This is a genomic window from Streptomyces sp. NPDC055025, from assembly GCF_053608565.1.
Window position 1 is genome coordinate 49900 of sequence record NZ_JBSGVS010000015.1, and the last position, 21515, is coordinate 71414.

The 21515-nt window shown below is 70.3% G+C and carries 15 protein-coding genes; 10 read left to right on the forward strand and 5 right to left on the reverse strand.

Annotation, left to right across the window (positions count from 1 at the left end; all coding sequences use genetic code 11):
• Positions 1-87 precede the first annotated feature (87 nt).
• Both ACWGDX_RS12005 and ACWGDX_RS12010 read left to right on the forward strand, forming a co-directional pair.
• The gene (locus tag ACWGDX_RS12005; protein ID WP_453624670.1) at positions 88-327 is read left to right on the forward strand and encodes a TetR/AcrR family transcriptional regulator; all 240 of its coding nucleotides are present in this window, start codon (positions 88-90) and stop codon (positions 325-327) included.
• A 64-nt stretch (positions 328-391) separates the two neighbouring features.
• Positions 392-1414 carry a serine/threonine dehydratase gene (locus ACWGDX_RS12010; RefSeq protein ID WP_453624672.1) on the forward strand — a complete coding sequence of 341 codons (1023 nt, stop codon included), beginning with the start codon at positions 392-394 and terminating at the stop codon, positions 1412-1414.
• 106 nt (positions 1415-1520) lie between these two features.
• Here ACWGDX_RS12010 and ACWGDX_RS12015 read toward each other — a convergent pair whose 3' ends face one another.
• Positions 1521-2765, reverse strand: coding sequence for an alginate lyase family protein (locus tag ACWGDX_RS12015; protein WP_453624674.1), 1245 nt, complete (start codon positions 2763-2765; stop codon positions 1521-1523).
• Positions 2766-2986: 221 nt separating this feature from the next.
• Positions 2987-5578, reverse strand: coding sequence for an alpha-glucan family phosphorylase (gene glgP, locus ACWGDX_RS12020; RefSeq protein WP_453624676.1), 2592 nt, complete (start codon positions 5576-5578; stop codon positions 2987-2989).
• Between the two features lie 531 nt (positions 5579-6109).
• On the opposite strand from glgP, the gene ACWGDX_RS12025 reads away from it, so the two are divergent.
• The 4 genes from ACWGDX_RS12025 to glgB all read left to right on the forward strand — a co-directional run bounded on the left by ACWGDX_RS12025 (position 6110) and on the right by glgB (position 14313).
• Positions 6110-8107: an alpha-1,4-glucan--maltose-1-phosphate maltosyltransferase gene (locus ACWGDX_RS12025; protein ID WP_453624794.1), complete on the forward strand. Its 1998-nt coding sequence runs from the start codon at positions 6110-6112 to the stop codon at positions 8105-8107.
• The gene (treS, locus tag ACWGDX_RS12030) at positions 8104-9837 is read left to right on the forward strand and encodes a maltose alpha-D-glucosyltransferase (RefSeq protein WP_453624678.1); all 1734 of its coding nucleotides are present in this window, start codon (positions 8104-8106) and stop codon (positions 9835-9837) included. The genes ACWGDX_RS12025 and treS overlap by 4 nt, the downstream gene beginning before the upstream one ends.
• A gap of 293 nt (positions 9838-10130) precedes the next feature.
• A complete protein-coding gene (locus tag ACWGDX_RS12035; RefSeq protein ID WP_453624680.1) occupies positions 10131-11642 on the forward strand; it encodes a maltokinase N-terminal cap-like domain-containing protein in 1512 nt (503 codons plus the stop codon).
• A gap of 148 nt (positions 11643-11790) precedes the next feature.
• Complete coding sequence (glgB, locus tag ACWGDX_RS12040) at positions 11791-14313, forward strand: 1,4-alpha-glucan branching enzyme (protein WP_453624682.1); 2523 nt, start codon at positions 11791-11793, stop codon at positions 14311-14313.
• Positions 14314-14483: 170 nt separating this feature from the next.
• Here the strand turns inward: glgB and ACWGDX_RS12045 are convergent, their stop codons facing one another.
• The 3 genes from ACWGDX_RS12045 to ACWGDX_RS12055 form a co-directional block, all read right to left on the reverse strand.
• Positions 14484-16745: a HelD family protein gene (locus tag ACWGDX_RS12045; RefSeq protein ID WP_453624796.1), complete on the reverse strand. Its 2262-nt coding sequence runs from the start codon at positions 16743-16745 to the stop codon at positions 14484-14486.
• 165 nt (positions 16746-16910) lie between these two features.
• Positions 16911-17216 (reverse strand): thioredoxin, encoded by a 306-nt coding sequence (gene trxA, locus ACWGDX_RS12050; protein WP_453624798.1) that lies wholly within the window; start codon positions 17214-17216, stop codon positions 16911-16913.
• Between the two features lie 113 nt (positions 17217-17329).
• Positions 17330-17788, reverse strand: coding sequence for a MerR family transcriptional regulator (locus ACWGDX_RS12055; RefSeq protein WP_453624683.1), 459 nt, complete (start codon positions 17786-17788; stop codon positions 17330-17332).
• A 288-nt stretch (positions 17789-18076) separates the two neighbouring features.
• Here ACWGDX_RS12055 and ACWGDX_RS12060 point away from each other — a divergent pair, with 288 nt between their 5' ends.
• The 4 genes from ACWGDX_RS12060 to ACWGDX_RS12075 all read left to right on the forward strand — a co-directional run bounded on the left by ACWGDX_RS12060 (position 18077) and on the right by ACWGDX_RS12075 (position 21485).
• On the forward strand, positions 18077-19501 hold the full coding sequence (locus ACWGDX_RS12060) for a glycoside hydrolase family 16 protein (RefSeq protein WP_453624800.1): 1425 nt from the start codon (positions 18077-18079) through the stop codon (positions 19499-19501).
• Between the two features lie 354 nt (positions 19502-19855).
• Positions 19856-20107: a hypothetical protein gene (locus tag ACWGDX_RS12065; RefSeq protein WP_453624685.1), complete on the forward strand. Its 252-nt coding sequence runs from the start codon at positions 19856-19858 to the stop codon at positions 20105-20107.
• On the forward strand, positions 20061-20576 hold the full coding sequence (locus ACWGDX_RS12070) for a DUF6879 family protein (RefSeq protein ID WP_453624687.1): 516 nt from the start codon (positions 20061-20063) through the stop codon (positions 20574-20576). The genes ACWGDX_RS12065 and ACWGDX_RS12070 overlap by 47 nt, the downstream gene beginning before the upstream one ends.
• 27 nt (positions 20577-20603) lie before the next feature.
• Complete coding sequence (locus ACWGDX_RS12075; protein WP_453624689.1) at positions 20604-21485, forward strand: helix-turn-helix domain-containing protein; 882 nt, start codon at positions 20604-20606, stop codon at positions 21483-21485.
• The last annotated feature ends 30 nt before the right edge of the window (positions 21486-21515 follow it).

Below are 21515 nucleotides of genomic sequence, written 5' to 3' on the forward strand. Positions count from 1 at the left end.
ACCCCGGGCGGTTCTGCCGTCGCCGGAGGGGTCCACGGAAATGAACCACCGGGTTCGGACGGATGGGCCGGGCGCTAGGGTACGAAGGTGACGGAAGCGACAGCACCGGCCGGGCGGACGGCATCACGGGGGCGCATCGACAAGCGGCGGGCGATCCTCGACGCCGCGTTCACGGTCTTCGCCCGCCGGGGTTACGGACAGGTCTGCGTCAAGGAGATCGCCGAGGTGGCGGGTGTCGCCGAGCCGACCGTGTACAACCACCTCAACGACAAGGAAACCCTGTCCTGGTCCGCCGCGACGAGCGCGGACGAGCGCCGCGGCGGCTGACACCGGCGCCAGGCCTGCCCGTACACCGCGTTCTCCCGCCATACCCGGCAGCACAGGAGCTCCCGTGAACCGACTCACCTATGACGACGTCAAGCAGGCGGGCGACCGCGTGGCGGGACGTGTACGCCCGGTGGCCCTGGCGCCGACGGAGCTCGGCGCGGCCGATGCCGGCGATGCCGCCCGCGCCGCCCGTGCCGCGAACGCCCCCGGCGGCTCCCGGAGCTGGCTGGCGCTGGAGTTCATGCAGCACACCGGCAGCTTCAAGGCCCGTGGCGCCCAGAACTTCCTCCAGGCCCACCGCGCGGCCGGCACCCTCCCGGACGCCGGGGTGACCATCGCGTCGGGCGGCAACGCGGGGCTCGCCTGCGCCTGGGCCGCCCGGCAGTTGGGCGTGACCGCCACGGTGTTCCTGCCCGAGACCGCGCCGCCGGTCAAGGTGGCCAGGCTCCGCTCGTACGGCGCGGAGGTACGGCTGGTCGGCGCGCGGTACGCCGAAGCGCTGGCGGCCTGCGAGGAGTTCGCCGCCGGCAGCGGGGCGCTCGCCTCGCACGCGTACGCCCATCCGCTGATCGCCGCCGGGGCGGGCACGCTGTTCGAGGAGATCCACCGGCAGCTCCCGGGCCTCGACACGGTGGTGGTCGCGGTCGGGGGCGGCGGGCTCTTCGCGGGAGTGGCCACGGCGGCCGGGCACCACGGCGTACGGGTCGTGGCGGCCGAACCGGAGAACTGCCGCGCCCTGAACGCCGCGATCGAGGCCGGCGCGGTGGTGGACGTCCCGGTCGACTCGGTCGCCGCGGACTCGCTGGGCGCCTCCCGTGCCACTCCTCTGGCCCTTCACGCGGCGCAGCACGCCGATGTCCGCTCGGTACTGGTCCCCGACCCCGAGATCACCCGCGCGCGCCACACCCTCTGGACCGCCCACCGCGTCGCGGTGGAACACGGCGCCGCCACGGCCCTGGCGGCCCTCACCACCCCTACGGGCGGCTACCGCCCCGCCCCGGGCGAGCGGATCTGCGTCATCCTGTGCGGCGCGAACACGGACACCCGCACCCTGACCGACACCGACACCGGCACCTCCGCGCACTGACACCGGCCGACGCGAAAGACGCGAAAGACAGGTGCCGACCCCGATCCTGCCGGGGCCGGCACCTCTCCGTCATCGCCGGGCTCGATCAACCGGGCGGCCGACGGGCCTAGTTGGGGTTGCCCGCGTTGGTCAGGGTCTCCCAGGCCACGAACAGATTGTTCGTGCCCGAGGGCCGCTGCTGCTCCGTGAGCCGCTGGGTGTTGGTCATCGCGTAGCCCAGCCGGGTGTTGAGCGCGTTGAAGCCCACCTCGGTGATCGGTCCGAGGCCGCGCTGCACACTGCCGCCGCACAGGTTCGACGGTACGGGCTCGGCCTGGACCTCGTACTTGGACTGGAAGCCCAGCGCCTGCCGCAGCCGCTCGCCGACCTGCGGGAAGAGGTCCTGGCCCTGGATACGCGCCGTCTCGTAGACATGCGAGACGGACGAGATGCCGTAGCCGGTGTGGACGAAGTCGCGGCAGGTCTCCTGGGTGAGACCGGTGATGAAGGTGCCCTGGCCCTGCCAGTAACCGACGATCTTGTCGCGGGTGTCGAGGTTCTGGCTGGGCACGGTCTTGGGCAACGCGCCGTCGGAGGCCAGATAGATGTACGCGGGCACCCGGACGAGGTACTTGCCGATCGCCTTGTCCCAGCTCGTCTTGTCGTCGAGGAAGACGGAGATGCTGACCGCCGCCTCCATCATCGTCAGCTCCCAGTTGCCGTTGGAGTTGGAGCCGTTGATGATCTCCGGCAGATAGACATTGCGCAGCATGGTGCTGAAGCGCCCGGCGTTCGGCCAGTTGCCGTAGACATGCTTGATGATCTCCGCGGCCTTGGGCCAGGAGGAGCCGGCCCAGCCCGTCTGGAGCGGGGCGTTGCTGTTGGTGTGGTCCTGGATCGAGTTGGACCAGGCGTCCATGAGCTGGATCGACTTCTGCGCGTACCGGTCGTCGCGGGTGATGTACCAGGCCAGCGCGGTGGTGTACGCGGCGATCGCGTCCTCGCGCTCGTCCGTGCAGCCGTTGTTGGGGTTGGAGTACGAGCCGCACTCGACGACCGCGCGGGGCTTGGCCGTACGCGTGAGTGAGGCGTACCTGCTCCCCATCATCTGGTCGTAGGCGGACTTCCAGGGCTGTGCGCCCGCCTGCACCTTGCTCCGTACGAAGTCGAGCTGGGCGGTGCTGAGGTTCACGCCGGGGTGGGTGAAGTTCGCCGGGGCGGCGGCTACGGCGGGGGCGGCGACGGCGGCGGGGACCGCCTCCGGTGCCTTCTCGGCGGCGGCGGGTGCCGTGAAGGCCGCGGCCAGCACACCGGCCAGGGCGGCGGAGAGTCCGAGGATTCTGGTCATTCCGGGGATGGATCCGGGGCGCATGTGGGGGTGCCTTCCGGTCAGTGGACGATCCTCGACCCGATTCACCCATATGAACCTTGGGTGGAGTCGTGAACCTGTTATGAACCAGGAAGGTAGAACCATCCCATGAACACGTCAAGGTCTGGACCAATGACCCGAGGGCCGGGCACCCGCACCCGGCCCCGCGCCCGCCCCCGAGCCCGGCCCCGACCCGCGGCCCCGGCCCGCCGCCGTCCCCCGGGTCAGCGCAGCAGTACGCCCGCGCCCTCCCCCGTCGCCTCCGTGGGCAGCGCGACCAGCCCCAGATCCGCGCTCGTGGCGAGCAGCGGATGGGCGGGCAGCACCCGGACCGTATAGCCGTAGGGGCCCGTACGGTCCAGCGCGAGCGGCCCTTCGTACACCCAACGGCCCTCCGGATCCGGCCCGTCGGACGGCTTGAGCGGGAACGTGCGCGCGTCCACGAGTGTGTCGTCCGAGCCGACCCGGCCCGCGACGGCCTGTACCTCCACATCGTCCGGGCGCAGTTCGCCGAGGCCGGCCTGGACCCGCAGCGAGAGTGTGGAGCCCAGCTCCGCCGTGCCACCGGCGCCGGTGGCCGAGACCGCCTCCACATGATCGACCGACACATGGGGCCAGAGTGTGCGTGTGCGGTACTTCCAGGACGCCAGCTCCGTCGCGGTCGCGGCGTCCAGAGCGCGGTGGGCGTGGGCGGCGGGCTCGTAGAGCCGCTCCACATACTCGCGCACCATCCGTCCCGCGAGCACCTTCGGCCCCAGCGTGACCAGGGTGCCGCGGACCATCTCGATCCAGCGCTCGGGCAGACCGTCCGGACCCCGGTCGTAGAAGCGGGGCGCCACCCGGTCCTCGATCAGCGCGTAGAGGGCGTTGGCCTCCAGCTCGTCCCGGCGGTTCTCATCGGTGGTCGCGCCGTCCGCGGTGGGGATGGCCCAGCCGAAGTCCGGTTCGAACCACTCGTCCCACCAGCCGTCCAGCACCGACAGATTGAGACAGCCGTTGAGCGCGGCCTTCATCCCGCTGGTGCCGCACGCCTCCAGCGGACGCAGCGGATTGTTCAGCCAGACGTCACAGCCCGGGTAGAGCTTGCGCGCCATGCCCATGCCGTAGTCGGGCAGGAAAACAATGCGGTGGCGCACCCGCGGATCGTCGGCGAACCGCACCAGCTCCCGCACCAGCCGCTTGCCGCCGTCGTCCGCGGGATGCGCCTTGCCCGCGACGACGATCTGGACCGGGCGCTCCGGGTCGAGCAGCAGATCCGTCAGCCGGTCGCGGTCGCGCAGCATCAGTGTCAGACGCTTGTACGAGGGGACCCGGCGGGCGAAGCCGATGGTGAGGACGTCCGGGTCGAGCACACCGTCGATCCAGCCCAGCTCGGCGGCCTGGGCACCGCGCTGGAGCCAGGACGCGCGCAGCCGCTTCCGTACCTCCACGACGAGCTGTTCGCGCAGCAGACGGCGTACGTCCCAGAGATCGGCGTCGGGGACCGCGGGCGACAGGGTGGCGTCCGGGGGCCCCTCGCCCAGCCGGGCGATCTCGGGCGCGACCCAGGTCGGCGCGTGCACGCCGTTGGTCACGGAGGTGATGGGCACCTCCTCCGGGTCGAAGCCCGGCCAGAGTCCCGCGAACATCTCCCGGCTGACGGCGCCGTGCAAGGTGGAGACGCCGTTGGCCCGCTGGGCGAGCCGCAGCCCCATCACGGCCATGTTGAAGAGATTCGGCTCACCGCCCGGATAGCTCTCCAGCCCGAGGCCGAGGACCCGCTCGGCGGCCACCCCGGGCAGCTCCCCGTCCTCCCCGAAATGGCGGGCGACCAGCTCGCGGTCGAAGCGGTCGATCCCGGCCGGCACGGGGGTGTGGGTGGTGAAGACCGTGCCGGCGCGGACGGTCTCCAGCGCGGCCTCGAAGCCGAGCCCGGTGTCGACGAGTTCACGGATGCGCTCCAGGCCGAGGAATCCGGCATGGCCCTCGTTGGTGTGGAACACCTCGGGCGCGGGGTGGCCGGTGAGCCGGCAGTACGCCCGGACCGCGCGCACTCCGCCGATGCCCAGCAGCATCTCCTGGAGCAGCCGGTGCTCGCTGCCGCCGCCGTAGAGCCGGTCGGTGACATCGCGCTCGCCCGGACCGTTCTCCTCGACGTCCGAGTCGAGCATCAGCAGCGGGACCCGCCCGACCCGCGCCAGCCAGACACCGGCGCGCAGCGTGCGCCTGCCCGGCAGCGAGAGGGCGACCTGGGCGGGGGTGCCGTCCTCCTCGCGCAGCGGGGTGAGCGGGAGTTCGTCGGGGTCGAGGACCGGATACTGCTCCTGCTGCCAGCCGTCCCGGGAGAGCGACTGGCGGAAGTAGCCGTGCCGGTAGAGCAGGCCGACGCCGATGAGCGGTACGCCGAGATCGCTGGCGGCCTTGAGATGGTCGCCGGCGAGGATGCCGAGACCGCCCGAATACTGGGGCAGGGCCGCGGTGACACCGAACTCGGGCGAGAAGTAGCCGACGGCGGCGGGCAGCTCGGCGCCCTCGGCCTCACGCTGCTGGTACCAGCGGTCGCCGCGCAGATAGGTGTCGAGATCGGCCGCGGCGGCGGTCAGCCGGTCCAGGAAGGAACTGTCCCCGGCCAGCTCGGCCAGACGGGCGGCGGAGACGGATCCGAGCAGCCCCACGGGGTCGCCGTCGGCGGCCCGCCAGCCGGCGGGGTCGACGGCTTCGAAGAGCTCTCGGGTCTCGGTGTGCCAGGACCAGCGCAGATTGCGGGCGAGGTCGCTGAGCGGTCGGAGTGGTGCGGGCAGGACGGGGCGGACGGTGAACCGACGGATTGCCTTCACGTGTTCCACCTTCGCAGGGACATACGAGCCGGAGCGGACGCACCACGGGTGTGCGGTCCGCCGTCCCTCCGACGGTAGTCCCCAGGCGCCCTCCGCAACCACGGCGCATTCGCGCATTCGCCCCGGGCTCTCTACGCCCCAGTAGTTAACAGATCGCCGGATTGCCCACCCGAAGGGAGGGGGAAGGCTCATCCGGTACGCACCCGGTACGCACAGCCCATACGCCCCGCTCATACGCGGCGTCCGTACGGCAAACGAGCGCGTTCCCACACGATTCCAGCGCTATTCGAGTGAACGCGGACAGGAGCGGCCATGCCCGCAGCCTCCCAGTCGTCTACCGAGCAGCTACAAAGAGCATCCAAAACATCAAGAACCGGCAAAGGTACGCAGCCCGCTCAGCCCGACGCGCCCGGTCCATCCGGTCGAACGGCCGGGCCCGCTCCGTCCACCGCGTCCGGCCGACCCGCCCCACCCGCCCCACCCGCCCTGCCTGTCAAGCCCGCACAGCCCTCAGGTGATCCAGTGAAACCGCTGATTGGTCGCATTCCCGTCCTGGACGTACAACCGCTCGTCGACTGCGGCAGACGCCCCGCGAAGGCGGTGAGCGGTGAGTCCTTCCAGGTCACCGCGACCGTCTTCCGCGAGGGTCATGACGCGGTCGCGGCCAATGTCGTCCTCATGGACCCCGGTGGCCGCCCCGGCCCCTGGACCCCGATGCGTGAACTCGCCCCCGGCACCGACCGCTGGGGCGCCGAGGTCACCCCCACCGAGGAAGGCCGCTGGACCTACACCGTCGAGGCGTGGAGCGACCCCGTCGCCACCTGGCGCCACGCCGCCGGGATCAAGATCCCCGCGGCCACCGACGAGCATGACATCGCCCTGGTCCTCGCCGAGGGCGCGGAGCTGTACGAACGGGCCGCCGCCGGTGTGCCGAAGCGCGACGGCCGGGAAGCCGTGCTGGCCGCCGTCGACGCCCTGCGCGACGAGTCGCTGTCCGCCGGGGACCGGCTGGCCGCCGCGCTCTCCCCGGCGGCCGACGCCGCGCTCGCCCGGCATCCGCTGCGCGATCTGGTCACCGCCTCGCGCCCCGCTCCCCTGCTGGTCGAGCGCAGGCGGGCGCTGTACGGCTCCTGGTACGAGCTGTTCCCGCGCTCCGAGGGCGCGGTCGTCAAGAAGGGCGAGCCGCCCGTCAGCGGTACGTTCAGAACGGCCGCCGAGCGGCTGCCCGCGGTCGCCGCCATGGGGTTCGACGTCGTCTATCTGCCACCGGTCCACCCCATCGGCACCACCCACCGCAAGGGCCGCAACAACTCCCTGGAGCCCGGCCCCGACGATGTCGGTGTGCCCTGGGCGATCGGTTCGCCCGACGGCGGTCATGACGCGATCCACCCCGATCTGGGCACGATCGAGGACTTCGACCACTTCGTGGAGACGGCCCGCACCCTGCGGATGGAGATCGCCCTCGACTTCGCGCTCCAGTGCTCCCCCGACCATCCCTGGGTCACCAGGCACCCCGAGTGGTTCCACCACCGCGCCGACGGCTCGATCGCGTACGCCGAGAACCCGCCGAAGAAGTACCAGGACATCTATCCGATCGCCTTCGACACCGATCTGCGCGGACTGGTCCGGGAGACCACCCGTGTGCTGCGCTACTGGATGGCCCACGGGGTCCGGATCTTCCGGGTCGACAATCCCCACACCAAGCCGGTGGTCTTCTGGGAGAAGGTCATCGGCAACATCAACCGCACCGACCCCGATGTGATCTTCCTGGCCGAGGCGTTCACCCGGCCCGCCATGATGCGTACGCTCGGCGCGGTCGGCTTCCAGCAGTCGTACACGTATTTCACCTGGCGCAACGGCAAGCGGGAGCTGACCGACTACCTGGTCGAGCTGTCCACCGCGACCGCCGCGTACATGCGGCCGAATTTCTTCGTCAACACGCCTGACATCCTGCACGCCTATCTTCAGCAGGGGGGCCGGCCCGCCTTCGAGGTTCGGGCCGTGCTCGCGGCGACGATGGCGCCTTCCTGGGGTGTCTACGCGGGGTACGAACTCTGCGAGAACACCCCCGCGAAGCCGGGCAGCGAGGAGTACCTTGACTCCGAGAAGTACGAGCTGAGACCACGGGACTGGGAAGCGGCCGAGCGCGAGGGCCGCACCATCGCCCCGCTGATCACCCTGCTCAACCGGATCAGACGACGGCATCCCGCGCTCCAGCAACTGCGCGACATCCATTTCCACCACGCCGACAACGACGCGGTCATCGCGTACAGCAAGCGGGCGGGCACGGACATCGTTCTGGTGGTCGTCAACCTCGACCCTCACCACACCCAGGAGGCGACGGTCTCGTTGGACATGGAACGGCTCGGCCTTGAACCGCACGAGACCGTTCCGGTGCGCGACGAGCTCACCGGCGAGACCTATCACTGGGGCAGCTCCAACTATGTGCGTCTGGAGCCGGGCGTCACGCCCGCGCACATCGTGGTGCTGCGACCGTCCCCGCCGATCGGAGGGTCACCCACATCATGATCGTCAATGAGCCCGTCCACGACACGTTCGAGGACACCCCGGCCAAGGACCGCGATCCCGACTGGTTCAAGCGTGCCGTCTTCTACGAGGTCCTGGTGCGTTCGTTCCAGGACAGCAACGGCGACGGCATCGGAGACCTCAAGGGCATCACGGCCAAGCTGGACTATCTCCAGTGGCTCGGGGTCGACTGCCTCTGGCTGCCGCCGTTCTTCAAGTCGCCCCTGCGCGACGGCGGCTACGACGTGTCCGACTACACGGCGGTGCTTCCCGAGTTCGGCGATCTCGCCGACTTCGTGGAGTTCGTCGACGCCGCGCACCAGCGCGGTATGCGCGTGATCATCGACTTCGTCATGAACCACACGAGCGATCAGCACGAATGGTTCCAGGAGTCCCGCAAGGACCCCGAAGGCCCGTACGGCGACTACTACGTCTGGGCCGACGACGACAAGCAGTTCCAGGACGCCCGGGTCATCTTCGTCGACACGGAGACGTCGAACTGGACCTTCGACCCGGTGCGCAAGCAGTACTACTGGCACCGCTTCTTCTCCCACCAGCCCGATCTCAACTACGAGAACCCGGCGGTGCAGGAGGAGATCATCTCCGCGCTGCGCTTCTGGCTGGACCTGGGCATCGACGGCTTCCGGCTGGACGCCGTGCCGTATCTGTACCAGCAGGAGAACACCAACTGCGAGAACCTCCCGGCCACCCATGAGTTCCTCAGGCGGGTCCGCGCGGAGATCGACGCCAACTACCCGGACACGGTGATCCTCGCCGAGGCCAACCAGTGGCCGGAGGATGTCGTCGACTACTTCGGCGACTACGCCAAGGGCGGCGACGAATGCCATATGGCGTTCCACTTCCCCGTGATGCCGCGGATCTTCATGGCCGTACGGCGCGAGTCCCGCTACCCGGTCTCGGAGATCCTGGCGAAGACCCCGGCCATCCCGACCAACTGCCAGTGGGGCATCTTCCTGCGCAACCATGACGAGCTGACCCTCGAAATGGTCACGGACGAAGAGCGCGACTACATGTACGCGGAGTACGCCAAGGATCCGCGGATGCGGGCCAACATCGGCATCCGCCGCCGGCTCGCCCCGCTGCTGGACAACGACCGCAACCAGATCGAGCTGTTCACCGCGCTGCTGCTGTCGCTGCCGGGCTCCCCGATCCTCTACTACGGGGACGAGATCGGGATGGGCGACAACATCTGGCTCGGCGACCGGGACGCCGTGCGCACCCCGATGCAGTGGACCCCCGACCGGAACGCGGGCTTCTCGTCCAGCGACCCCGGGCGGCTCTATCTGCCGACGATCATGGACCCGGTCTACGGCTACCAGGTGACCAATGTGGAGGCGGCGATGGCCTCGCCGTCCTCGCTGCTGCACTGGACCCGGCGGATGATCGAGATCCGCAAGCAGAATCCGGCCTTCGGGCTCGGCTCCTACACCGAGCTGCCGTCCTCCAACCCCGCGGTGCTGGCCTTTCTGCGCGAGGCGCCCTCCCCCCAGGGCAACGGCGACGACCTGGTGCTCTGCGTGCACAACTTCTCACGTTTCGCACAGCCCACCGAGCTGGATCTGCGGCAGTTCAGCGGGCGTCATCCGGTGGAGCTGATCGGCGGGGTGCGCTTTCCCGCCATCGGTGAGTGGCCCTATCTGCTGACGCTCGCGGGCCACGGTTTCTACTGGTTCCGGCTCAGGAAAGACGGCGTGCCCGGCGTCCCCGCGTAACGCGGCGACAGCCCCGGTCCCGTGCGAGGCGGTTTCCGCCGCCCCGCACGGGGCACGCTCCACCACATCCAGCACATTCCGTTTGATCGAATCCGTACAGAGTTCATACGGAAACGATCTCCGCACCGACCCTCTACGGACTCAGTACGGACTTTGCGCGCACCCCGTGCGAACAGAACCGAGCCCGTACGGATCATCCTCACCCGACACGTCCCGCACAGCCGGACAGCCATTGCCGCAATCCGGGACACTCTGCGCATCCTGTGGTGTGCCCGGGGAAAGGACGCGATGCCATGTCGAAGGCTGCATCCACCCGGACTACCCCGTGTCTCGTCACCGCCTCGCCCGCCGCCTCACCAGCCGTGTCGTCCGCTCTGTCGCCCGCCGACGCGAGGGCGCTGGTCGGCTCGCTCGCGCCGTTGCTCCATGACTGGCTGCCCCGCCAGCGCTGGTTCGCGGGCAAGGGCCGGCCGGTCACCGGCTTCGTGCCGGTGGCGGCCACCGAGCTGCTGCCGATGAACGCGGGGGGTCCGGGGCTGCTGCATCTGCTCGTACGGGTCGAACAGCGGAGCGCCTCGGGGCCGTCGCCGTCGATTCCCTCGTCCACCCCCTCCGGGGTCGCCTCCTCGGCCGCCGCCTCCGCCACCGTCTCGGGCGGCGACTGCTACCAGCTGCTGCTCGGGGTACGGAAGGCGCTGCCGCCGGCCCTGGCATCCGCGCTGATCGGCCATGCCGCCCAGGGTCCGCTGGCCGGCCGTACCGTCTACGAGGGACTGCACGATCCGCGCCTGGCCGAGCTGCTGCTGGAGCGGCTGCGCGCGTCGGGCGCGCTGGGACCGCTGCGGTTCGACCACGCGGGCACGGTCCCCACCGGGCTGACCGGCCGGCTGCTCGACGCCGAGCAGTCGAACTCGTCCCTGGTGTACGGGGACGCCTACATCCTCAAGATCCTGCGGCGGGTCTTCCCCGGGCCCCATCCCGATCTGGAGCTGCCGCTCGCGCTGGCCGCCGAGGGGTGCGAGCGGGTGCCCGCGCCCGTCGCCTGGTTCGAGGCGGCCGACCCCTCGGGCAGCGGTGACTCCCTCACCCTCGGGGTGCTCCAGCCCTATCTGCGCGGCTCCCAGGACGGCTGGCAGCTCGCGCTCGCGGCGCTGGCCCGGGGCCGTGACTTCACCGGGGAAGCGCGGGCGCTGGGGCAGGCCACCGCCGAGGTGCACATCGCGCTGGCCGCCGCGCTGCCGACGGTCACCCTGGGACGCCGGCAGACCGCGCAGCTCGCGGGGGGAATGGCCGAGCGCCTGGAGGCGGCGGCGCAGGCGGTGCCGGTGCTGATGCCGTACGTACCGGGGCTGCGCACCGCGTTCGACGCGCTCGCCGGGCTGGACGAGGCGGCGCGTGGCAGACCCGCGCAGCGCGTCCACGGCGATCTGCATCTCGGACAGACCCTGCGGACACCGGACGGCCGGTGGTCGGTCATCGACTTCGAGGGCGAGCCGGCCCGTCCGCTCGCCGAGCGCCGCCGTCCGCAGCCGCCGGTCCGCGATGTCGCGGGCATGCTCCGTTCCTTCGACTACGCGGCCCGCTCCCACGAACCGTGGCGCCCGGACTGGGCGGCGCGCTGCCGGGCGGCGTACTGCGAGGGATACGCGCGGGCGGCGGGCACCGATCCGCGCGCCGAGCCGGAGCTGCTGCGCGCGTACGAGACGGACAAGGCGGTCTACGAGGTGCTGTACGAGGCCAGGCACCGTCCCGACTGGCTCCCGGTGCCCATGGCGGCGATCCGCCGGCTGGCGGAGGACGCCTGACCCGGCGGCCCGGTGCGGCCAGGTCCCGTTCCGGCCGGACAGGACCGAGAAGGAACGTAACGCCACAACGGACCGGACCCCCGCCCGCCCCCGACCCGTCCCCTACTCACCGTCCGCACAGCGCAGTCCCGCCGAGGAGGCAGCCCCCGTGACCGCCCGCACGCCGTCCGACCGTCCTTCGGAGCCCAGGCTCCCCACCACCTCCGTCCCCGCTCCGGCCGGGACGGGGAAGAAGCCCGCGCCGGGGAAGCCGGAACCCACATCGGGGAAGCCGGAGCGCGCGCGGGAGAAGCCGGAGCCCGCGCAGGAGAAGAAGCCCGCGCAGGGGAAGCAGTCCGCGGGGAAGAAGTCCGCGCGGCCCGCCCGCCCGCAGGACTCCGGCGCCGCGTCCGCGCCCCGGCCGCGCGAGGACGCGCCGCGCGAGCACCCGCCGCGCGAGGACGCGGGCGGGCGCGGGGTGCGGGCCGCGCCGGTCCTGGCCGAGGACGACCGGCAGCGGCTGCTCAGCGGTGCGCACCACGATCCGCACGCGCTGCTGGGCGCGCATCCCGTGAAGGACGGTGTGCTCTTCCGGACGCTGCGGCCGTACGCCCGTGCCGTGACCGTCGTCGCCGAGGAGCCGGCCGTACGGGTCCGGCTGAACGACGACGGGGACGGCTTCTTCTCCGGGGTCCTGCCCCTGCGGACCGTCCCGGAGTACCTCCTGCTCGTCCGGTACAGCGAGGAAACGGAGCGGCTCGACGAACTGGAGGTGCGGGACCCGTACCGCTTCCTGCCCGCGCTCGGCGAACTCGATCTGCATCTGATCGGCGAGGGCAGGCACGAGGAGCTGTGGCGGGCGCTCGGCGCCCGGCCCATGGTCCACCAGGGCGTGACCGGCACCCGCTTCACCCTCTGGGCGCCCAATGCCCGGGGCGTACGGGTCTCCGGTGACTTCAACTACTGGGACGGGACGGCTCTCCCGATGCGCTCGCTCGGCTCCAGCGGGGTGTGGGAGCTGTTCGTGCCGGGGATCGGCGAGGGCGCGCTCTACAAGTTCGACATCACGCGTCCCGACGGTTCGCACACGGTGCGCGCCGACCCGATGGCACGGCGTACGGAGGTGCCGCCCGCGACCGCCTCCGTCGTCACCGAGTCGCACCATGTGTGGCGCGACGAGGAGTGGCTCGCGCACCGCGCCGACCGTCCGGTGCACGAGGCGCCGTTCTCCGTCTACGAGGTCCATCTCGCGTCCTGGCGGCCTGGTCTGACGTATCGTCAGCTCGCCGCGCAGCTCCCCGCCTATGTCAAGGACCTCGGCTTCACCCATGTCGAGCTGATGCCCGTCGCCGAGCATCCCTTCGGCGGCTCCTGGGGGTATCAGGTCACCGGCTTCTACGCGCCGACGTCCCGTATGGGCACCCCGGACGACTTCCGGTATCTCGTCGACGCCCTCCACCGCGCGGGCATCGGGGTGATCGTCGACTGGGTGCCGGCCCACTTCCCCAAGGACGACTGGGCGCTGGCCCGGTTCGACGGCCCGCCGCTGTACGAGCACCCGGACCCGCGCCGGGCCGAGCACCCCGACTGGGGAACGCTGGAGTTCGACTACGGCCGTACGGAGGTCCGCAACTTCCTGGTCGCCAACGCCGTGTACTGGTGCGAGGAGTTCCATGTCGACGGACTGCGCGTCGACGCGGTGGCCTCGATGCTCTACCTCGACTACTCGCGCGAGGAGGGCCAGTGGTCCCCGAACGAGCGCGGCGGGCGGGAGAATCTGGACGCCGTGGCCTTCCTCCAGGAGATGAACGCCACCGTCTACCGCCGCTGCCCCGGTGTGGTGACCATCGCCGAGGAGTCCACCGCCTGGAACGGTGTCACCCGCGCCACCCACGAGACGGGCCCCGACGGCTTCGGCGGTCTCGGCTTCGGGCTGAAGTGGAACATGGGCTGGATGCACGACTCGCTGGACTATGTGTCCAAGGAGCCCGTCCACCGCAAGTACCACCACGGCGAGATGACCTTCTCCATGGTGTACGCGTACAGCGAGAACTACGTCCTGCCGATCTCGCACGACGAGGTCGTGCACGGCAAGCGTTCACTGGTCTCCAAGATGCCCGGCGACTGGTGGCGCCAGCGCGCGGACGAACGCGCCTATCTGGGCTTCATGTGGGCCCATCCCGGCAAGCAACTGCTCTTCATGGGGCAGGAGTTCGCCCAGGGCGCGGAGTGGTCGGAGAGCCATGGCCCGGACTGGTGGCTGCTCGACCCGTCGTACGAGGCGGAGGCCGACCACCGGGGCGTGCGCGATCTGGTGCGCGATCTCAACAGGGTGTACGGCGCGACCCCCGCGCTCTGGCAGCGCGACACCGTGCCCGAGGGCTTCTCGTGGGTGGACGGGGGCGCGGCCGACGACAATGTCTTCGCCTTCCTCCGCTTCGACGCGGACGGCTCGCCGCTGCTGGCGGTCTCGCACTTCTCGCCGGTGGTGCGCCATCAGTACCGGCTCGGTGTGCCCGAGGAGTTCACGGCCTGGACCGAGGTCCTCAACACCGACGCGGCGCGTTACGGCGGCAGCGATGTGCTCAACCCGGAGCCGCTGAAGCCGGAGTCGGTGACCGCGCACGGGCGCCCGGCCAGTATCCAGCTCACCCTGCCTCCGCTGGCGACGGTCTGGCTGCGGCCCGTGTGACGGTGACGCGGCGGCATGCCTCCCGGGTGGCGTGCCAGTGGCGTGCCCCCCGCCCCCCGCCGGAGCGGTTCCGGCGGGGGCGACACCGGGCAGTTCCGGCGAGTGCGGCGCCGGGCGGGGCGGCACCGGATGGATCAGGGGGCGGTGGATCAGGGGCGTACGGTCCCGTGTCAGGTGCGTACGATCCCCAGCCGCTGGGTCGCCCGGGTCAGTGCCACGTACAGGTCGTTGGCGCCACGCGGTGAGGCCTTCAGGATGCCGTCCGGGTCGACGACGATCACGGTGTCGAATTCGAGGCCCTTCGCCTGGCGGGCGCTGAGCAGGACCACCGGCCGGGTGAGATCCGGCGCGGTTCCCCAGGAGGCGCCCGGGAGTTCGGCCGCCAGCGCGGGGAGCAGGGTGGCGGGGGCGAGCACCGCGAGACGGCCCTCGTCCGGGTGCGCCAGCTCCGGTGCGGCCGTCAGCGCGGCGGCCGTACGGACCAGGGCCGCCGGTTCCACGGTACGTACGAGCGGGGCGCGGCCGGTCGAACGTACCGACTTCGGGGGCTCGAAGAGCGGGTCCGCCGTCCGCCGTACCTCCGCCGCGACCTCCATGATCTCCACGGGGGTGCGGTAGTTGACGCCGAGCCTGGCCAGTCTCCAGCGGTCGCCGACATACGGCGCGAGGATCTGCCGCCAGGAGTCGCAGCCCGCCGCGTCCCCGGTCTGGGCGGGATCGCCGACCAGGGTCATGGAGCGGGTCGGGCAGCGGCGCATCAGCAACCGCCAGGCCATGGCGGAGAGTTCCTGGGCCTCGTCCACGACGATATGGCCGAAGGCCCACGTGCGGTCGGCGGCGGCCCGTTCCGCAGCGCTGCGGGAGTCGGCCTCCTCCTGGCGGTCCGCGAACCGTTCGGCGTCGATGATGTCGTGCGCGGCGAGCACCTCGGACTCCTGGTCCTCGAACTCGTAGGTCTTCGAGCCCTCCGAGAGATCGAGGACGCCCTGCGCGTACGCGATCCGGTCCTGGCGCTCGGCCTCCGCGGCGGCGCGGGCGGCGCTGTCGTCCTCGCCGAGCAGTTCGGCGGCCTCGTCCAGCAGCGGTACATCGGCCGGGGTCCAGGGGCCGTCGATCCCGCCCCCGGGCCTGCGGATCAGCTCGGCGTCGCCGTCCGGCAGCCGGGTGGGGGCGGCGAGGAAGTCCGCGATCAGCCGCTGCGGGGTGAGGAGCGGCCAGAGTTCCTCGATCGCCGCGTGCACCTCACGGCTGGTGGCGATCTCCTTGCCGAGCTGGGCGATGTCGTCGGCGCCGAGGAGATTGCCGCCGTCGAGGGGATCGGCGCCGATCCGCTCCGCGAGCTGGGCGGTCAGGGCGTCGATGACATGGAACGCGAAGTGCGGACGGGCCAGATTGTGCGGAAGGCCGGTCTCCCGGGCGTGCCAGCGGGCGTCCTCCGCCATCGCGCGGTCGAGGAGGAGCGTCCCGTACCCCTCGTGGGCGATCTCGGTGGCACGGTGGGGCACGGTCTGCCGGTCGCGTACGACACCGGCCAGCGCCTCGGCCAGCGCCGCCCGTCCCTTGATCTCGGCCGCCGCCGGGGTGTCCGTGCCGGTGGCCCGTACACCGGGGAACAGCTCGCCGATGGTGGACAGCAACACCCCGGTCTCACCGAGCGAGGGCAGCACCTCGCCGATATAGCCCAGGAAGGCCGGGTTGGGGCCGACGATCAGCACGGCGCGACGGGCGAGCCGCTCCCGGTGCGCGTAGAGCAGATACGCCGCCCGGTGGAGCGCGACCGCGGTCTTGCCGGTGCCCGGACCGCCCTCGACGACCAGTACGCCGCGGTGCGGTGCGCGGATGATGCGGTCCTGCTCGGCCTGGATGGTCTGGACGATGTCGCTCATCCGGCCCGTACGCGCGGAGTTGAGCGCGGAGAGCAGTACGGCGTCGCCGTCCGGGTCCTCGTATCCGGTGCGGGTGGTGTCGCTGAGATCCATGATCTCGTCGTGCAGCGCGGTGACCAGGCGCCCCTGGGTGGTGATGTGCCGGCGCCGGCGCAGACCCATGGGGGAATAGCCGGTGGCGAGATAGAAGGGGCGTGCCACGGGAGCCCGCCAGTCGATCAGCAGCGGGGTGTGCTCCTCGTCGTCGGCGCGCATTCCGATACGCCCGATGTGATGGGTGGCGCCGGTGCCGGTGCCGGTGTTGGTGCCGTTGTCGGTGTTGGTGTCTTCCCGGAGATCGATCCGCCCGAAACAGAGCCCCGTCTCGACGGCATTCAGCGAGGAGAGCCGGTGGGACTGTTCCGCGACGCTGATGTCCCGCTCCACCCGGCCCTGCCGCACGGTGGTGACCTGGCCGATCGACGTCTCCACGGCGGTCTCGGCCTGCTCCCTGAGGGCGTCGAGACGCTCATAGAGGACAGAGATGAATTGCTGCTCATTCCGCAATTCGTCGCTGGATTCCCTGGTTGACAATTCGACCCCTGTCCGATACGCTGCATTCCAGTGAGTAGTCCGTATCCTCAACGAAATCAGGACACGGAAACACTCAATATACGCAGACGAATACCCCGGCCGTCAATTCGGACCGGGGCATTTTTGTGACAGGGCACGTCAGAGCACGTCGGCCAGTTCCTGCAAGAGCTTGCGCTTCGAACGGGCGCCGACCATCGACGCCACCGGCTCTCCCGCGCGGAACACCATGAGTGTCGGCAGGGCGAGCACGCCGTACCGCGCGGCCGTCCGCGGATCGGTGTCCACATCGAGCTGTACGACCTTGATACGGTCGGCCTCCTCCTCGGCCACGGCGCTCAGGACCGGCGCGAGTTGCCGGCACGGAGGGCACCAGTCGGCGGTGAACTCCACCAGGACCGGCAGGCCGGACTTCAGCACCTCGTCGTCGAAGTCGGCGTCCGTCACGGAATCGACGCCCGCCGCCCTGGCGCCCGAAGCCTTGGCCCCCGGCGCCTTGGCCCCCGGCGCTTGGGCGCCCGATGTCTGGGCGCCCGATGTCCGGATACCCGCCGCGTTGATCATTTCTCGTCCCCTTCGTGAGTGACATGGGTGAGCCCCTGGCCCGTCAGTTCGCACCGCGGCTCGGGACCGCCGGGCATCTCCCCGCCGGCCGCGAGCCCGGCCCGTACGGCCTCCGCCCGGTCGAGCTGCGCCCCGACCTGGGCCCGCACCGACCGGAGCTCGTCGATCAGACCGTCCAGTTCGGTGAGCTTGCGCCGGTACACGGCGAGCGAGGCGGAGCACACGTCCCCGGCCGGGTGCCCGGCACGCAGACACTCGACGAACGGCCGTGTCTCCTCAAGGCCGAACCCGAAGTCCTGAAGGGTCCGGATCTGCCGGAGGAGCCGCAGATCGCTCTCGTCGTACACGCGGTACCCGTTCACCGCGCGCCGTGCGGGCAGGAGCCCGCGGGACTCGTAGTACCGCAGAGTCCGGGCGGTGGTCCCGGCCCGCTCCGCCAGCTCACCGATTCGCATGTCCTCGACGGTAACCCTTGACGCCGACGTCAAGGCAAGAAGCCGATTCCTTCAAGAAATGGACGGGTCGCAGCCATTGACGGCTCCCCCGGCAGGTCATACAAGACGTACTGAGAGCGCTCTCAGATCTCCCTCGGCACCATCCTCACCGGAGGTGTTTCCTTGAGAACGAGCCGCATCAGCGGAACGATCCGTTCCATCCGTTCCACCGGAGGCCGTACCCGGCCCACGGCCGCCGCCCGTCCGCGTATCCCCGGCGGCTCCCGTACCCCCCTGCTCGCCGCGGGCATGGCCCTGGCCGTCGCGCTCGCGGGTTTCGTCGGGCTGACGGGCGCGGGCAGCGCGCAGGGCGCCATTCCGCCCGCTCCCGGCTGGAACCTCCAGTGGAGCGACGACTTCGACGGCGCGGGCGGCACCCTTCCCTCCGCCGCCGACTGGCAGATCGACACGGGCCACGGCTACCCCGGCGGGCCCGGCAACTGGGGCACCGGCGAGATCCAGAACTACACCGCGAACCCCGCCAATCTGAGCCTCGACGGCACCGGCAATCTCCGTATCACCCCGCTCAGGGACGGCGGCGGCAACTGGACCTCGGCCCGGATCGAGACGCGGCGCGCCGACTTCAAGGCTCCGACGGGCGGCACCCTCCGTATCGAGGGACGTATCCAGATGCCGAACGTGACCGGGACCGCGGCGCTCGGCTACTGGCCCGCCTTCTGGGCGCTCGGTTCGCCGTACCGGGGCAACTACTGGAACTGGCCGGGCACCGGTGAGTTCGACATCATGGAGAACGTCAACGGGATCAACTCCGTCTGGGGTGTGCTGCACTGCGGTGTGAGTCCGGGCGGCCCCTGCAACGAGACCACCGGTCTCGGCGCCAACCGCGCCTGCCCCGGGGCCAGTTGCCAGTCCGCCTTCCACACCTACCGCTTCGAGTGGGACCGCTCGACCACACCGAACGAGCTGCGCTGGTACGTGGACGACCAGCTCTTCCACACCGTGCGGCAGAACCAGGTCGACGCGGGCACCTGGGCCAATATGACGGACCACGCGGGGTACTTCCTGCTGCTGAACGTGGCGATCGGCGGCGCGTTCCCGGACGCGCTCGGCGGCCCGACGCCGACGGCGGCGACCGTGCCCGGCCGTCCCATGCTCGTCGACTACGTGGGCGTCTGGACCCGGGGCGGCGGCTCGACCCCGAGCGACCCGCCCACGGACCCGCCCACCGACCCGCCGCCCTCGGGCTCCTCGACGCTGTACGCGCGCACGGGGGCCGGCCTCGGCGACTCCTCCGGCTCCGCCACGACGGCCACCGTCGCCACGGCGGGCGGCGCCAACTACGACGGCACACCGCACAGCCCGCAGGTCTTCACCTCCAGTGGTATCACCCGGACGTACAACGGCGGCTCGACCCAGTTCGACCTCTTCGTCGACTCGGGCGCGACGGTAGGCAACGGCCAGCAGGTGAGGGTGAGTTACGACCGCACCGGCGACGGCACCTGGGACCGCACGGAGACGTATATGTACTTCGCGACCGATCCCGTCCCCGGCTACGAGCACTACACCCAGACCAGCGGCCTCAAGTCGGCCACCGGCACCCACGGCAACCTGGTCAACGGCAAGGTCCGTATCGAGGTCTGGAACGCCATAGGCAACGGCACCAGCACACTCGGCACCGGCAACCAGTCGGTGGTCCGGATCCCCTTCGGCTGACCCGGCCCGGCTCCGTCCCCCAACGGTCCGAGCCGCTCCCGTCGCGCCCCACCGCGACCCCACTGTGGCTCCGAGCCCACCGGCCCGGAGCCACAGCGGGTCATCACCTGCCACCGGGCCACCGGACAACTCCGGCGCCCACCACGGAAGCCGACCGCGCTGCACACGCCGTGTACACGTGCGAACAGCGCGGCATGCCGGGGAGCGACGGTGTTCTCCACGCCTCCCGCGCTCATGAAGCCGCCGACAGCCGACCCGTACCGTTGGCAAGTTCTGGCAAGTCCCTGGCCGCCGGTGGTGAGCACACGGCAACGTGGACCGCACAGGACGTAACCGACGACGGAGGTCCCCCTCATGGCCCTGCACGCGCTCGGCAAGGATCCCGAGAGCCCCAGCGGGGGTTCTCCCACGGTGTATCTGGACGACGTCAAGGACAACTACCTTGTCCAGGGCTGGAAAGTGCTGGACAAGGAGCACCTGGCCCAGATGGACATCCCCGAACACGAGACCGTGGTGGAGATCCCCAGGCGCATGGTGCAGTTCTTCTTGGAGGTGAAGGGTGACGACGGTACCGACGTTCGACGAGCTGTTCCTGAACTGCCGTAGCTCGGCGGTGCATCTTGAGATGCGCGACGGCTACATGAAGTCGGACCCCGCGTTCGTCGACTGGAGCGCCGGACACCGGATCGATCCGGCAGAGCGCTGGACCGACTGGCTCGAACTGGTCTCCCGGGCAACACATCGCGGTATCGAGGTACGCCGTGCCCGTATCGTCTCCGAGCCCGTCAGTGACTACATCCGCTTCGAGTACGAGATCACCGACGGTCTGAATGTCGCGGCCGGAGAGAAGGTCCGCTGGCTCCCGCGCCGCCAGGCGACGGACATCGCCCTTCCGGGGAACGACTTCTGGCTGTTCGACGAGCGCCTGGTCCTCGTCAACCACTTCGACGGAGACGGCGACTCCCTGGAACACGAGGTGACGGGCGACCCCGAGGTGGCCAAGCTGTGCGCATCGGCCTTCGAAGCCGTCTGGGAACGCGGTACACCGCACGAGGATTATGAGCCGACCGCATAACCGTCCGGACCACACTCGCCTCGGGTCATGAGATCTTCACGGCAACCTCGTCCGTCCTGCTCGTCGTCACCGTCATCCAGCGTGGAAGAGGCCACGAAAGCCCTGGGCCGACGTCTGCGTGAGATCCGGAAGGACGCCGGACTGACGGCGCGCGCCTTGGCCCTGCGAGCCGACTGGCATGAATCGAAGTGCTCACGCTTCGAGAGCGGAATCCGACGCCCCTCGGAAGCCGACCTTCGAATGTGGGCACTTCACTGCGGAGTCCCGCAGCTGGCCGAGGAATTGGTGACCACAGCGCGTGGTATCGACGGCTTGTACGTCGAGTGGCGTCGCATGGAACAGACCGGACTCAAACGCGCCCAGGAATCCGTACTTCCGCTGTGGGAACGCACCCGGCGCTTTCGTGTCTACTCACCCTGGCTCATCCCGGGACCCGTACAGACAGCTCCGTACATCGAGGCGCTGCTGAAATCCATCCGCGATCGTCGCCATGTCATCGACGATGTGGAACAGGCGGTCCGAGTCCGTGTTGAGAAACAGCACATCCTCCATGAGGGAGACCATCGCTTCGCGATCATCCTTGAGGAGAGCGCCCTCCGCCACCGTGTCGGCGGCACGGAGGTCATGGCTGGACAACTGGACCACCTGCTGGTGGCGGCGTCCCTTCCCTCGGTGAGTCTCGGCATCATCCCCATGGACACCGATCGCAGCAGCCTATGGCCGGTCGAGGGGTTCTTCGTCTTCGATGAGGAGGAAGTAAACGTCGAGCTCGTCTCAGCTCATCTCAGTGTCAAAAATCCACAGGAGATCGGCATGTACATCCAGACGTTCTCCGTGCTTTCGGAACTCGCCCTCCACGGCTTGGCGGCAAAAGACCTGATCATGAAGGCCGTCGGCTCTCTCCCTTGATTCTTGGCACATTCCGGCACACTCATTGCT

Bases quoted from the DNA above. Each gene is read 5' to 3' on its own strand.
- ACWGDX_RS12015 (WP_453624674.1), bottom strand. From the start codon at position 2,765: ATGCGCCCCGGATCCATCCCCGGAATGACCAGAATCCTCGGACTCTCC.
- treS (WP_453624678.1), top strand. From the start codon at position 8,104: ATGATCGTCAATGAGCCCGTCCACGACACGTTCGAGGACACCCCGGCC.
- ACWGDX_RS12035 (WP_453624680.1), top strand. From the start codon at position 10,131: ATGTCGAAGGCTGCATCCACCCGGACTACCCCGTGTCTCGTCACCGCC.
- ACWGDX_RS12055 (WP_453624683.1), bottom strand. From the start codon at position 17,788: ATGCGAATCGGTGAGCTGGCGGAGCGGGCCGGGACCACCGCCCGGACT.
- ACWGDX_RS12060 (WP_453624800.1), top strand. From the start codon at position 18,077: ATGGCCCTGGCCGTCGCGCTCGCGGGTTTCGTCGGGCTGACGGGCGCG.
- ACWGDX_RS12065 (WP_453624685.1), top strand. From the start codon at position 19,856: ATGGCCCTGCACGCGCTCGGCAAGGATCCCGAGAGCCCCAGCGGGGGT.
- ACWGDX_RS12075 (WP_453624689.1), top strand. From the start codon at position 20,604: ATGAGATCTTCACGGCAACCTCGTCCGTCCTGCTCGTCGTCACCGTCA.